The 13,512-nt window shown below is 70.7% G+C and carries 12 protein-coding genes; 9 read left to right on the top strand and 3 right to left on the bottom strand.

Going from position 1 to position 13,512, the window contains the following annotated elements:
- Positions 1–362: 362 nt before the first annotated feature.
- Genes dnaK through IG84_RS0101630 form a run of 4 tightly spaced genes read left to right on the top strand, consistent with a single transcriptional unit; the run spans position 363 to position 4,539 of the window.
- On the top strand, positions 363–2,219 hold the full coding sequence (dnaK, locus tag IG84_RS0101615) for a molecular chaperone DnaK (RefSeq protein WP_030259125.1): 1,857 nt from the start codon (positions 363–365) through the stop codon (positions 2,217–2,219).
- The gene (gene grpE / locus IG84_RS0101620) at positions 2,216–2,860 is read left to right on the top strand and encodes a nucleotide exchange factor GrpE (protein ID WP_031050314.1); all 645 of its coding nucleotides are present in this window, start codon (positions 2,216–2,218) and stop codon (positions 2,858–2,860) included. The genes dnaK and grpE overlap by 4 nt, the downstream gene beginning before the upstream one ends.
- Positions 2,861–2,899: 39 nt before the next feature.
- Positions 2,900–4,078, top strand: coding sequence for a molecular chaperone DnaJ (gene dnaJ, locus IG84_RS0101625; RefSeq protein ID WP_031050317.1), 1,179 nt, complete (start codon positions 2,900–2,902; stop codon positions 4,076–4,078).
- Positions 4,079–4,080: 2 nt separating this feature from the next.
- Positions 4,081–4,539 (top strand): heat shock protein transcriptional repressor HspR, encoded by a 459-nt coding sequence (locus IG84_RS0101630; RefSeq protein ID WP_030259115.1) that lies wholly within the window; start codon positions 4,081–4,083, stop codon positions 4,537–4,539.
- A 75-nt stretch (positions 4,540–4,614) separates the two neighbouring features.
- Here the strand turns inward: IG84_RS0101630 and IG84_RS0101635 are convergent, their stop codons facing one another.
- Positions 4,615–5,019, bottom strand: coding sequence for a hypothetical protein (locus IG84_RS0101635; RefSeq protein ID WP_031050321.1), 405 nt, complete (start codon positions 5,017–5,019; stop codon positions 4,615–4,617).
- Between the two features lie 320 nt (positions 5,020–5,339).
- Positions 5,340–5,744: a PPOX class F420-dependent oxidoreductase gene (locus IG84_RS0101640; RefSeq protein WP_031050323.1), complete on the bottom strand. Its 405-nt coding sequence runs from the start codon at positions 5,742–5,744 to the stop codon at positions 5,340–5,342.
- Between the two features lie 210 nt (positions 5,745–5,954).
- On the opposite strand from IG84_RS0101640, the gene clpB reads away from it, so the two are divergent.
- Together clpB and IG84_RS0101650 are read left to right on the top strand one after the other, a co-directional pair.
- Positions 5,955–8,597: an ATP-dependent chaperone ClpB gene (gene clpB / locus IG84_RS0101645; RefSeq protein WP_031050325.1), complete on the top strand. Its 2,643-nt coding sequence runs from the start codon at positions 5,955–5,957 to the stop codon at positions 8,595–8,597.
- Positions 8,598–8,747: 150 nt separating this feature from the next.
- Positions 8,748–9,278, top strand: a complete 531-nt coding sequence (locus IG84_RS0101650; protein ID WP_031050330.1) for a YbjN domain-containing protein — start codon at positions 8,748–8,750, stop codon at positions 9,276–9,278.
- Positions 9,279–9,367: 89 nt separating this feature from the next.
- On the opposite strand, the gene IG84_RS0101655 is transcribed toward IG84_RS0101650, so the two are convergent.
- Positions 9,368–10,342 carry a LysR family transcriptional regulator gene (locus IG84_RS0101655; protein WP_245659185.1) on the bottom strand — a complete coding sequence of 325 codons (975 nt, stop codon included), beginning with the start codon at positions 10,340–10,342 and terminating at the stop codon, positions 9,368–9,370.
- Positions 10,343–10,431: 89 nt separating this feature from the next.
- Here IG84_RS0101655 and IG84_RS0101660 point away from each other — a divergent pair, with 89 nt between their 5' ends.
- The 3 genes from IG84_RS0101660 to IG84_RS0101670 all read left to right on the top strand — a co-directional run bounded on the left by IG84_RS0101660 (position 10,432) and on the right by IG84_RS0101670 (position 13,470).
- Positions 10,432–11,658, top strand: coding sequence for an MFS transporter (locus IG84_RS0101660; RefSeq protein ID WP_031050338.1), 1,227 nt, complete (start codon positions 10,432–10,434; stop codon positions 11,656–11,658).
- Between the two features lie 118 nt (positions 11,659–11,776).
- A complete protein-coding gene (locus IG84_RS0101665) occupies positions 11,777–11,974 on the top strand; it encodes a tautomerase family protein (protein WP_031050342.1) in 198 nt (65 codons plus the stop codon).
- 53 nt (positions 11,975–12,027) lie between these two features.
- Positions 12,028–13,470 (top strand): FAD-binding protein, encoded by a 1,443-nt coding sequence (locus tag IG84_RS0101670; protein WP_051861237.1) that lies wholly within the window; start codon positions 12,028–12,030, stop codon positions 13,468–13,470.
- The last annotated feature ends 42 nt before the right edge of the window (positions 13,471–13,512 follow it).

Raw genomic sequence — 13,512 nt, forward strand, 5'->3', positions numbered from 1 at the left:
AACTTAGTTAATCCCTCCGAGATTACCCACTATTCACGCCCCGCTGTACCGGGCGCGGCGGTGATCTGCGTCGCTGAGGGTGACCTAAGGGTGTCGTAAGGCCCCTCCCGCTTGTGCGTGTGCGACACGCCGGAGATGCGGCGGTCGCCCGTGAGAGGGAGGGTGGGGGTGTCGTTGACGCGTCCGCGCATGGCGGGCGCCTCCTCTTCTGGCCTCGCGTACCGCTGTGACCTGCGGAAATGTTGCGCTGCGCAGATCTTCGGCAGGAGAGTTGAGTGGCTCTGGCTCAGGTCCTTTGACAGGGTCGAATCTCTGGTGCACCCTTGAGCCAGTTCCACTCAATGTCAGCTGGAGGAATCGAAATGGCACGTGCGGTCGGCATCGACCTGGGCACGACGAACTCCGTCGTCAGTGTTCTCGAAGGCGGTGAGCCCACCGTCATCACCAACGCCGAGGGCGCCAGGACCACGCCGTCCGTCGTCGCTTTCGCCAAGAACGGTGAAGTGCTCGTCGGCGAGGTCGCGAAGCGCCAGGCGGTCACGAACGTCGACAGGACCATCCGGTCGGTCAAGCGCCACATGGGCACCGACTGGAAGGTGGACATCGACGACAAGAGCTTCAACCCGCAGCAGATCTCCGCGTTCATCCTGCAGAAGCTGAAGCGGGACGCGGAGTCGTACCTCGGCGAGAAGGTCGCGGACGCGGTCATCACCGTCCCGGCGTACTTCAACGACTCCGAGCGGCAGGCCACCAAGGAGGCCGGCGAGATCGCGGGCCTGAACGTCCTGCGCATCGTCAACGAGCCCACCTCCGCGGCGCTGGCGTACGGCCTGGAGAAGGACGACCAGACCATCCTGGTCTTCGACCTCGGTGGCGGTACCTTCGACGTCTCGCTGCTGGAGATCGGCGACGGTGTCGTCGAGGTGAAGGCGACCAACGGCGACAACCAGCTCGGTGGTGACGACTGGGACCAGCGCGTCGTCGACTACCTGGTCAAGCAGTTCCAGAACGGCCACGGCGTCGACCTGTCCAAGGACAAGATGGCGCTCCAGCGGCTGCGCGAGGCCGCCGAGAAGGCGAAGATCGAGCTGTCGTCCTCCACCGAGACGACGATCAATCTTCCCTACATCACCGCCTCGGCCGAGGGCCCGCTGCACCTGGACGAGAAGCTCACGCGCTCGCAGTTCCAGCAGCTCACCAGCGACCTGCTCGACCGCTGCAAGACCCCGTTCCACAACGTCATCAAGGACGCCGGCATCCAGCTGTCCGAGATCGACCACGTGGTCCTGGTCGGCGGTTCGACCCGTATGCCGGCCGTCGCCGAGCTCGTCAAGGAGCTGACCGGAGGCAAGGACGCCAACAAGGGCGTCAACCCGGACGAGGTCGTCGCCATCGGCGCGTCGCTGCAGGCCGGTGTCCTCAAGGGCGAGGTCAAGGACGTCCTCCTGCTGGACGTCACCCCGCTGTCCCTCGGTATCGAGACCAAGGGCGGCATCATGACCAAGCTCATCGAGCGGAACACGACGATCCCGACCAAGCGTTCGGAGATCTTCACCACCGCCGAGGACAACCAGCCCTCCGTGCAGATCCAGGTCTACCAGGGCGAGCGCGAGATCGCGGCGTACAACAAGAAGCTCGGCATGTTCGAGCTGACCGGTCTGCCGCCGGCCCCGCGTGGCGTCCCGCAGATCGAGGTCTCCTTCGACATCGACGCCAACGGCATCATGCACGTGACCGCGAAGGACCTGGGCACGGGCAAGGAGCAGAAGATGACCGTCACCGGCGGCTCCTCGCTGCCGAAGGACGAGGTCGACCGCATGCGCGAGGAGGCCGAGCGCTACGCGGACGAGGACCACAAGCGCCGCGAGGCCGCCGAGACGCGTAACCAGGGCGAGCAGCTCGTCTACCAGACGGAGAAGTTCCTCAAGGACAACGAGGAGAAGGTCCCCGCCGAGGTGAAGACCGAGGTCGAGACCGCCGTCGGCGAGCTGAAGGAGAAGCTCAAGGGCGAGGACACGGCCGAGATCCGTACTGCCACGGAGAAGGTCGCCGCCGTCTCGCAGAAGCTGGGCCAGGCCATGTACGCCGACGCCCAGGGCGCGCAGGCCGCGGGCGGTGCCGAGGGTGCCGCCGGTGGCGAGCAGGCCAAGGCCGAGGACGACGTGGTCGACGCCGAGATCGTCGACGACGAGAAGCCCAAGAAGGATGGTGCCGCGTGACGGAGGAGACCCCGGGCTTTGACGAGAAGCCTGACGTCCCCTCCGACGCCGCAGCCCCTGACGATGCGGCGCAGGGCGCCGGGTCCGCCGACAAGGCGGGCCCGGCCCCGGCCGGGGACGCGAATCAGGACGTCGGCCTGACGGCCCAGCTGGACCAGGTGCGCACTGCGCTCAACGAGCGCACCGCGGACCTCCAGCGCCTGCAGGCCGAGTACCAGAACTACCGCCGGCGGGTGGAGCGGGACCGTGTGACGGTCAAGGAGATCGCCGCGGCGAACCTCCTGTCCGAGCTCCTGCCGGTCCTCGACGACATCGGCCGGGCTCGCGAGCACGGCGAGCTGGTCGGCGGCTTCAAGTCGGTCGGCGAGTCGGTGGAGACGGTCGTGGCCAAGTTCGGCCTGCAGCAGTTCGGCAAGGAGGGCGAGCCCTTCGACCCGACGATCCACGAGGCGCTCATGCACTCGTACGCACCGGACGTCACGGAGACGACGTGCGTTGCGATCCTGCAGCCGGGGTATCGGATCGGCGAGCGAACGATTCGCCCCGCGCGGGTCGCGGTCGCCGAGCCCCAGCCGGGGGCCCAGACCGCCAAGTCCGAGGAGAAATCGGACGAGGAGAGCGGTGGCCCGGACGAGGGCTGACGTGAGAAGCAGGACAGCACGGGAGGAGGGACGTCGGGGATGAGCACCAAGGACTTCGTCGAGAAGGACTACTACAAGGTCCTCGGCGTCCCGAAGGACGCCACCGACGCCGAGATCAAGAAGGCGTACCGCAAGCTCGCCCGGGAGAACCACCCGGACGCGAACAAGGGCGACACCAAGGCCGAGGAGCGCTTCAAGGAGATCTCCGAGGCGAACGACGTCCTGGGCGACCCCAAGCGCCGCAAGGAGTACGACGAGGCACGGGCGCTGTTCGGCAACGGTGGCTTCCGGGCCGGGCCCGGCGGCGCCGGCGGCGGCAGCTTCAACTTCGACCTGGGTGACCTCTTCGGGGGCGCCCAGGGCGGGGCGGGCGCCGGCGGCTTCGGCGGTGGCCTCGGGGACGTCTTCGGCGGCCTGTTCAACAGGGGCGGCGGCGCGGGGACGCGTACGCAGCCCCGCCGCGGCCAGGACATCGAGTCCGAGGTGACGCTCAGCTTCACCGAGGCGGTGGACGGGGCCACGGTCCCGCTGCGGATGTCCAGCCCGGCGCCCTGCAAGGCGTGTTCGGGCACCGGCGACAAGAACGGCACCCCGCGGGTCTGCCCGACCTGCGTGGGTACGGGCCAGGTCAGCCGGGGCGCGGGCGGCGGCTTCTCGCTCACCGACCCGTGCGCCGACTGCAAGGGCCGCGGCCTGATCGCCGAGGACCCCTGCGAGGTGTGCAAGGGCAGCGGGCGCGCGACGAGTTCGCGCACGATGCAGGTGCGCATCCCCGCGGGCGTCTCGGACGGGCAGCGGATCCGGCTGCGCGGCAAGGGCGCTCCGGGCGAGCGCGGCGGGCCCAACGGCGACCTGTACGTCGTCGTGCACGTCGACGCGCACCCGGTGTTCGGCCGCAAGGGCGACAACCTCACCGTCACCGTGCCGGTCACCTTCCCGGAGGCCGCCCTCGGCGGCGAGGTGAAGGTCCCGACCCTGGGCGGGCCGCCGGTCACCCTGAAGGTCCCGGCAGGTACGCCGAACGGCCGGACGATGCGGGCCCGCGGCAAGGGTGCGGCGCGCAAGGACGGCACCCGGGGCGACCTCCTGGTCACCATCGAGGTGGTCGTGCCCAAGGACCTCGGCGACAAGGCGCGTGAGGCGCTGGAGGCGTATCGCGAGGCGACCGCGGGTGAGGACCCGCGATCGAAGCTCTTCCAGGCGGCGAAGGGAGCTTGATGATGGACAGCCGGGGCGGGCGGCGCAGTCGTAACCCCTATGAACTGACCGACGAGTCGCCGGTCTACGTCATCTCCGTCGCGGCTCAGCTCTCCGGCCTGCATCCGCAGACGCTGCGCCAGTACGACCGGCTCGGCCTGGTCTCACCGGACCGTACGGCCGGGCGCGGTCGTCGCTACTCGGCCCGCGACATCGAGCTGCTCCGCCAGGTGCAGCAGCTCTCGCAGAACGAGGGCATCAATCTCGCGGGCATCAAGCGCATCATCGAACTGGAGAACCAGGTCGCGGCGCTCCAGCAGCGGGTCGCCGAGCTGCAGAGCGCGGTGGAGGGCGCCGCCGCCGCGATCCAGCAGCGGGAGGCGGCGGTGCACGCCAGCTACCGCCGTGACCTGGTCCCGTATCAGGACGTGCAGCAGACCAGCGCGCTGGTCGTGTGGCGCCCGAAGCGGACGTCCGAGTAACGGCCGCGCTCTCGGCGGCCGTTGTACTCGTCCGCCGTTTCAGCGGCCGTGGTACTCGGGTACTCGGTCGCTGTCTCAGCAGCCGTTGTAGCCGGCCGTCGGCATCGACAGCCGGCGGTGCACATGGGACTTCATCGCCGCGGTGTAGACCGGCTCGGCGAGGTCGGCGGTCTCCAGCCGGACGCCGGCCGCGGCGCACCGGGCGGTGAAATCCTCGGCGGAGTCGACGGCGTTCTCCAGGGCGCGGCGGTTCGGTACGACGAAGACATCGACCAGGCCCGCCTCCACGTCCTGCCACAGGGCGCAGTGGTCGGCACGCAGGTGGTGCAGGCTCAGCCGCCAGGTGAGGCGGTAGTCACGGTCCGCGGCCCACTGCGAGCACATCTCGTGCTGGCGGCGGTCGTCGACCAGGAAGGGATCGTCGTCCAGCTCGGACAGCGGCATCAGGCACGCGATCGCCGTCACTCGCACCGCATTCATCGTGCCCCCCGGGACGTGACGACTGTGGGGGTGACGATACCTCTGTGGGATGAGCGGGGTGGTGACGCGGTGCCGGGTGGCGAGGCGTAGCCGCAGGCGTGGCAGATCTTCCATCCGTCCTGGTTGACGGCGAGCAGGCCGCCGCAGCGCGGGCAGCACTCGGCGCGGGGAGGCGGATCAGGAGGCGTGGATGAGATTCCGTACGCCCTGCTGGTGTCCGTTACCGACCTCATTCGGCCTCCAGCTGACGTTTTCTGTCCGGAAACGGACCACATCCTGGGCGGACCCGGTCACCCGCCGACCCGGTCACCCACCGACGCTCATGCCCGCCCGAGCATCTTCGTCACCCGGATCTCGATGACCACGCGCTCGGGGTTGGGCCGCGGGGTCCGCTCGTACCGCACCGCGTACCGTTCCTCCGCGTCCCGCACGCTCTCCGCGTCCGTACGGACCGTCGCCATCCCCTCCAGGGTCGCCCACCGCCGGCCCTGTATCTGGCAGACCGCGGCGCGCGCGCCGCCGTCGCCCCTCGCCAGGACGTTGCGGACCTTGGTGCTGCCCTTGCTCGCGATGACGCGGGCCAGCCCCTGCTCGTGGTCGTACGTCACCCCCACCGGCACCACGTGCGGGGTCCCGTCCGGGCGCAGGGTGGTCAGGGTGCACAGATGCCGCTCGCGCCAGAAGTCGAGGTACTCGGGGTCGGGATTCCGCAGATCTTGAGCCATACCCGCACCTTACGGGGGCCCGGCGCGGTCTCCTCGCAGGAGTGGGCGGGAGACCAGCGGGCACCCCAGGGGGCGGTGGACGGGTTCGAGGAGTCGGCGTTTTGGCCTTGAGTGGAATAGACTCAACTTATCGCATGTTGAGCTAGGCAGGGTGGGCCCCGCGAGGGGCGTATACATGCAGGCCAGAGGTACGAGGAGGAGCGCGAGCACGTGGACGCCGAGCTGACCAACAAGAGCCGGGAGGCGCTGAGCGCCGCCAACGAGCGGGCCGTGACCGCGGGCAACGCGGACATGACGTCGGCCCATCTGCTGCTCGCGCTGCTCGCCGGGCAGGACAACGAGAACATCACCGACCTGCTGGCCGCCGTCGGCGCGGACGCCGCTGCGCTGCGCTCCGGGGCCGAGCGCCGGGTCGCCGCGCTGCCCAGCATCCAGGGCTCGACGGTCGCCCCGCCGCAGCCCGACCGTGAGCTGCTCGCCGTGATAGCGGACGCCTCGCAGCGCGCCAAGGAGCTGGGCGACGACTACATCTCCACCGAGCACCTGCTCATCGGCATCGCCGCGAAGGGCGGGTCCACCGGTGAGCTGCTGGACCGGCAGGGCGCCTCCGCCAAGAAGCTGCTGGACGCCTTCGAGAAGGCGCGCGGTGGCCAGCGGGTGACCAACCCGGACCCGGAGGGCACGTACAAGGCGCTGGAGAAGTTCGGTACGGACTTCACCGCGGCCGCGCGCGAGGGCAAGCTCGACCCGGTCATCGGCCGGGACCAGGAGATCCGCCGCGTCGTGCAGGTGCTCTCGCGGCGGACGAAGAACAACCCCGTGCTGATCGGCGAGCCCGGCGTCGGCAAGACCGCCGTCGTGGAGGGACTGGCCCAGCGCATCGTCAAGGGCGACGTGCCCGAGTCGCTGCGCGACAAGCGGTTGGTCGCGCTGGATCTCGGCGCGATGGTCGCGGGCGCGAAGTACCGCGGTGAGTTCGAGGAGCGGCTGAAGACCGTCCTGGCGGAGATCAAGTCCAGCGACGGGCAGATCATCACGTTCATCGACGAGCTGCACACGGTCGTCGGCGCGGGCGCCGGCGGCGACTCCGCCATGGACGCGGGCAACATGCTCAAGCCGATGCTCGCCCGCGGTGAGCTGCGGATGGTCGGCGCGACCACGCTCGACGAGTACCGCGAGCGGATCGAGAAGGACCCGGCGCTGGAGCGGCGCTTCCAGCAGGTGCTGGTCGCCGAGCCGACCGTCGAGGACACGGTCGCGATCCTGCGTGGCCTCAAGGGGCGGTACGAGGCGCACCACAAGGTCCAGATCGCGGACTCCGCGCTGGTCGCCGCCGCCACCCTCTCCGACCGGTACATCACCTCCCGCTTCCTGCCCGACAAGGCCATCGACCTGGTCGACGAGTCGGCCTCCCGGCTGCGCATGGAGATCGACTCCTCGCCCGTGGAGATCGACGAGCTGCAGCGGTCCGTGGACCGGCTGCGCATGGAAGAGCTGGCGCTCAAGAACGAGACGGACGCGGCGTCCGTGCAGCGGCTGGAGAAGCTGCGCAAGGACCTCGCCGACAAGGAAGAAGAGCTGCGCGGGCTGACCGCGCGCTGGGAGAAGGAGAAGCAGGGCCTGAACCGCCTCGGTGAGCTGAAGGAGAAGCTCGACGAGCTGCGCGGCCAGGCCGAGCGCGCCCAGCGCGACGGCGACTTCGACACCGCCTCCAAGCTGCTGTACGGGGAGATCCCGGGCCTGGAGCGGGAGCTGGACGAGGCCGCGGCCGCCGAGGCCGAGCAGGAGGCGTCCAAGGAGTCGATGGTCAAGGAGGAGGTCGGTCCGGACGACATCGCGGACGTGGTCGCCTCCTGGACCGGCATTCCGGCGGGCCGCCTGCTGGAGGGCGAGACCCAGAAGCTGCTGCGCATGGAGGACGAGCTGGGCAAGCGGCTGATCGGGCAGACCGAGGCCGTGCGCGCGGTGTCGGACGCGGTGCGCCGTACGCGTGCCGGGATCGCCGACCCCGACCGCCCGACCGGCTCGTTCCTCTTCCTCGGCCCGACCGGCGTCGGCAAGACCGAGCTTGCCAAGGCGCTCGCGGACTTCCTCTTCGACGACGAGCGGGCGATGGTCCGCATCGACATGAGCGAGTACGGCGAGAAGCACTCCGTGGCCCGGCTGGTCGGTGCGCCTCCCGGCTACGTCGGGTACGAGGAGGGCGGCCAGCTCACCGAGGCCGTGCGCCGGCGCCCGTACAGCGTCGTGCTGCTGGACGAGGTGGAGAAGGCCCACCACGAGGTCTTCGACATCCTGCTGCAGGTGCTGGACGACGGCCGGCTCACGGACGGCCAGGGCCGGACGGTGGACTTCCGCAACACCATCCTGATCCTGACCTCCAACCTCGGCTCGAACTTCCTGATGGACCCGCTGCTGAAGGAGGACCAGAAGAAGGAGAAGGTGCTGGAGACGGTCCGCTCCGCCTTCCGCCCCGAGTTCCTGAACCGGCTGGACGACACGGTGGTCTTCCACCCGCTCGGCACGGACCAGCTCCAGCGGATCGCGCAGATCCAGATCGCGCATCTGCAGAAGCGGCTCGCCGACCGGCGGCTGACCCTGGACGTCTCGGACGCGGCGCTGACCTGGCTGGCGTGGCTGGGCCAGGAACCGGTGATCGACAAGCCGGAGCAGTCGCAGCCGGATCTCTCCTACGGTGCCCGCCCGCTGCGCCGCCTCGTCCAGACCGCCATCGGCGACCAGCTCGCGCGGGCGATCCTGGCGGGCGACATCCGCGACGGCGACACCGTACGGGTGGACGTGGACGGCGACCACCTTTCGGTGACGGCGGAGCGGGAGCCGGCCGCGGCCTGACCGTCCCGGCACTCCCGCCGCACAAGGGGCGGACCGCCCCGGCACTCCCGCCGCACAAGGGGCGCTCCGCACACGACCCGCCCCGTCCGCTTGCCAGGACGGGGCGGGTGTGGGGGAGGATGGCGAGGACCATACGAAGGGACTTCCACGGTGACTATCGACCCGTCCTCGATTCCGAATTTCGGGGGCCAGCCCGAACCGCAGCCGACCGGGCCTGAGGGGCCGATCGTGCCCGATCAGGACCTGGTCAAGCAGCTCCTTGACCAGATGGAGCTGAAGTACGTCGTCGACGACGAGGGCGACCTCGCCGCCCCGTGGGAGCAGTTCCGCACGTACTTCATGTTCCGCGGCGAGGAGGAGCAGCAGATCTTCTCCGTCCGCACGTTCTACGACCGCCCGCACGGCATCGAGCTCAAAGCGAAGCTGCTGGAGGCGATCGACGACTGGAACCGCCGCACCCTGTGGCCCAAGGCCTACACCCACACCCACGACGACGGCACGGTCCGTCTGATCGGTGAGGCGTCGATGCTGGTCGGCACCGGCGTCTCGCTGGAGCACTTCGTCTCCAGCACGGTGAGCTGGATCCGCGCGTCCATCGAGTTCGACAAGTGGCTCGTCGAGCAGCTCGGCCTGGAGGCCGACATCGACGGTGACACGAAGAAGCCCGACGACGAGGCGTGAGCCCGTTACGAAGGTTCTGCGGAAGGGCCCCGGAGCACAGCGCTCCGGGGCCCTTCCGTATGCCGGAGCCTGTTTGTGGAGACAGGCTCTCAGCCGGACAGCAGGCGGTCGCGGCGCGCCAGCAGGAAGCGCCGGAACTCCTCGACGGGAGCGGGTGCCCGGTGGCCGTTGACCCAGATCAGGGCGATCTCGCGGACCACGCCGGGGCCGTCGGCGGCCAGCTCGACGACGCCGGGCCGCGGGACCGCGGGGGCCGGCAGCAGCGCCACCCCGAGGCCCGCGGCGACCAGGCCGCGGAGGGTCTCCACCTCCTCGCCCTCGAAGGTGATCCGCGGGGCGAAGCCGGCCTCGGCGCACAGCCGCTCGGTGATCTGCCGCAGGCCGTAGCCCGCGGGCAGGGAGACGAAGGCGTCGTCGCGCACCTCCGCGAGCCGGACCCGCTTGCGCCCGGCGAGCGGGTGTCCGGCGGGGACGACGATGCGCAGCGGCTGCCGGTGGACCCGGCGCACGGTCACATCGGGCGCGTCGGGCGGCGGCGAGATGAGGGTGAGGTCCAGCTCGCCGGTGCGCAGCCGGGACAGCAGGGCCGCGCCGTAGTCCTGCATGAGCTGGAAGCGGATGCGCGGATACCGTGCGCTGAACTCGCGCAGCAGGTCGGGGACGGTGGACGGGCCGAGGGTGTGGGGGAAGCCGAAGGCGATCCGGCCGCTGTGCGGATCGGCGTCCTCGCGCACGGCCCGGCCGGCGCGTTCGGCGTGCAGCAGGGAGCGTTCGGCGTGCGCGAGGAGCGTGCGGCCCGAGGAGGTCAGCCGGACGCGGCGGCCGTGCCGGGTCAGCAGCTGCACGCCGAGGTCCGCTTCGAGGCGGGCGAGGGACCGGCTCAACGTCGGTTGTGGTACGCCGAGTTCGGCGGCGGCGCGGGTGACGTGCTGGGCGCGGGCCACGGCGGCGAACTGCGCCAGCCGCGGGGAGAGCAGCAGCGCCGCCGAGTCGCCCGTCAGCGGGACCGGTGGGACGGCCGTGCCGTCGTCCGAGTAATCCGCCGGCTCGGCCCGTTCGGACACCCCGCCACCTCCGCTGATGCGTTTTCGCATCAGTATCGCGCCTTTTGACCATTGGACGCATGGATCGGGCGCTCTTAGCGTCCCCGAACATGGTGGATACACGTACGGGGGCCGGTGCCCCCACTCCTGTCCCGCTCCCGTCCGATGCGCGCAAGCTCGCGCCCGGCACCCCCGCCTACCGCCGCGCCATCACCGCGCTCTTCGCGGCCGGCGTCGCCGTCTTCCTGCTGCTGTACGTCACCCAGGGCCTGCTGCCGGAGATCTCAGGGGAGCTGCGGATCACCCCGGCGGAGGCGAGCCTGACAGTCTCGGCGACCACCGCCGCGATCGCCATCGCGCTGCTGCCGCTGAGCGCACTGTCGGAGAAGTACGGGCGCACCCGCGTCATGACGGCCTCGGTCTTCAGCGCGTCCGTGGTCGGGCTGGCGCTGCCGTTCGTGACGGACACCGGCACGTTCGTGGCGCTGCGCGCCCTGCAGGGCGTCGCGCTCGCCGGGCTCCCCGCCACCGCCATGGCGTACCTCGCCGAAGAGGTCTCCCCGGCGGCGGTGTCCTCGGCCATCGGGCTGTATCTGGCGGGGAACAGCATCGGCGGGATGAGCTCGCGGTTCGTGGCGGGTCTGGTCGCCCAGTGGAGCAACTGGCGGGTCTCGCTCGGGGTCCTCGGCGGCATCGCGCTGCTGTGCGCGGTGGTCTTCCGGCTCACCGTCCCCAAGGCCGCCAACTTCCGCCCCGCGCGCGTCAATCCGGGCGCGGTGGCCCGTACGGTCCGCGGTCATCTCCGTAATCCGCTGCTGCTGCGGCTGTACTTCCTCGGCGCGCTGTTCATGGTGGTCTTCGGCGCGGTCTTCACGGTGCTGGGGTACCGGCTCTCGGCGCCGCCGTTCGGCCTGCCCGAGGGCGTGATCGGCGCGTTCTTCCTGATCTACCTCGTGGGGACGGTGACCTCGACGTACATCGGGCGGCTCGCCGAGCGCTTCGGACGGCGCACGGCCCTGTACGGGGGCATGGTGCTGGCCTCGGCGGGGGTCCTGGTGACGATCGCGGACAGCGTCGTGGCGATCGTGGCGGGCCTGGTCCTGGTCACCGCCGGCTTCTTCACCGGCCATGTGATCGCCTCCAGCTCGGTGAGCAGCAACGCGGCCACCGGGCGTGCCCAGGCGTCCGCCGTCTACCTGACGATCTATTACATCGGCAACAGCGTCGGCGGCACGCTGGCCGCCGCGGCATACCACCGCGCCGGGTGGACCGGTGTGGTCGTGGTGTGCCTGGCGTCGATGGGGGCGGCGGCGCTGATCGCCGTACGCAGGATCTGAGCGCGGCGCGACCCATCACGATTCGTGATCGGTGCCAGATCGGATTGCGTCTTGGACGGCCCCGGGCCCGGTGCTGGACTTGATCCCTCACATCCACCCGACTTCTGGGAGTACCGCCATGCCTCTCATCCACGTGCAGCAGACCCCCGGCAAGACCGCCGAGCAGAAGGCCGAGCTGGTCCGCGAGCTGACCGACGCCTACGTGAAGGCCACCGGCAGCAAGCCGGAGAGCGTGTGGGTCACCGTGCAGGAGATCGGCACCGACAGCTGGTCGATCGCCGGCGAGACGCTCGCCGCGCGCGCCGCCAAGCGCTGACCCGCGCCGGTTCCAGGCCCCGAAGCCCCGCATACAGGAGAGGAAGAGCCGCCGTGAGCGATGTGCTCGACACCGCCGTCCCCTCGTCCGAGCCCGCAGCCGACGCCGCCGGTCCCCTGGACCTGGTGGTGGTGGGGTGCGGGGCGGGTGGCCTGGCGACCGCGGTGAGTTTCGCCGAGAACGCCCCGGGCAGCCGGGTGCTGGTCCTGGAGCGCTCCAGCCGCTACAACCGCGGCGGGAACACCACCTGGACCGGCTCCTTCTTCCGGCTCACCGCGGACGGCAGGCCGGCCGAGGACTTCGAGCGCCGGATGCACGAGCTGAGCGAGGGCCAGTCGGACCCCGCGTACATCGCGGCGCTGTCCGAGAACGCCGAGCCCACCGTGCGCTGGCTCGCCGACCGGCACGGGGTCGAGTTCGAGACCCGCCCGACCTACTTCGTCACCGCGCGCGGGCCCCGGCTGATGCCGGCCGGCGGCGGCGCCGCGCTGGTGGACAGGCTCGCCAAGTCGCTGGAACGGCTGGGCGGTTCAATCGCCTACGGGGTGCGCGCCATCTCGCTGAGCACCGACGCCTTCGGCGCGGTGTGCGGGGTGCACGTCGAGGAGGGCGGCACGCCGCGGCACATCGCCGCGCGGCGGGTCGTCCTCGCGTCCGGCGGCTTCCAGGGGAACCGGGAGCTGCTGGAGCGCCACGTGGGCCCCACCGGCGGCGAGCTGCGGCCCATCGCGCCCGGCGGCAGGAACAACCGGGGCGAGGGCATCGAGATGGCCGTCGCGGTGGGGGCGGCGCGCAGCGGGCAGTACGACCGCTTCCACGGTGAGCCCGTGGACCCGCGCAGCCACCAGGCCGAGGCGCTGGTCATGGCGTATCCGTACGGCATCCTCGTCAACGCGGACGGGCGGCGCTTCCTGGACGAGGGGTCGGACACCCCCGACAACACCTTCGAGGAAGTCGCCTACCGGATCTGGCGGGAGGCCCGGCAGTCCGCGTACCTGATCTGCGACGCCAAGCTGCTGCGGATCGAGGGCCACGAGCGGTCGCTGCTGACGGACAAGGACCCGGTCACCGCGCCGACCATCGACGAGCTGGCCCGCAAGCTGGACGTCGCGCCGGACGAGCTGAGCTGGACGGTCGCCCGGTACAACGACGCCTGCCGGCCCACCGCGCCGTACGACCCGACCCGGCTGGACGGCAAGCACACCGTGGGCCTCGTGCCGCCGAAGTCCAACTGGGCCGTGGAGCTGGACACCGCGCCGTACATGGCCTGGCCGGTGCACTGCGCCATCACCTTCACCTTCGGCGGGGTGCGCACCGACGCCCGCTCGCGGGTGCTGACCGAGCGGGACGAACCGATCGAGGGGCTGTACGCCATCGGGGAGACCGCGGGCCTCTACTACAGCCGCTACCCGGGGGCCACCTCGGTGCTGCGCGCGCTCACGTTCGGGCGGCTGGCCGGGGCCGAGGTCGCCCGGGCTGCGGTCGCCACCGGGTGACAAAGCCCCCAACGAACCCTTGAGACAAGGAAGTTGTCAGTT

The sequence above is a fragment of the Streptomyces ochraceiscleroticus genome (assembly GCF_000720485.1).
Lineage (GTDB): Bacteria > Actinomycetota > Actinomycetes > Streptomycetales > Streptomycetaceae > Streptomyces > Streptomyces ochraceiscleroticus.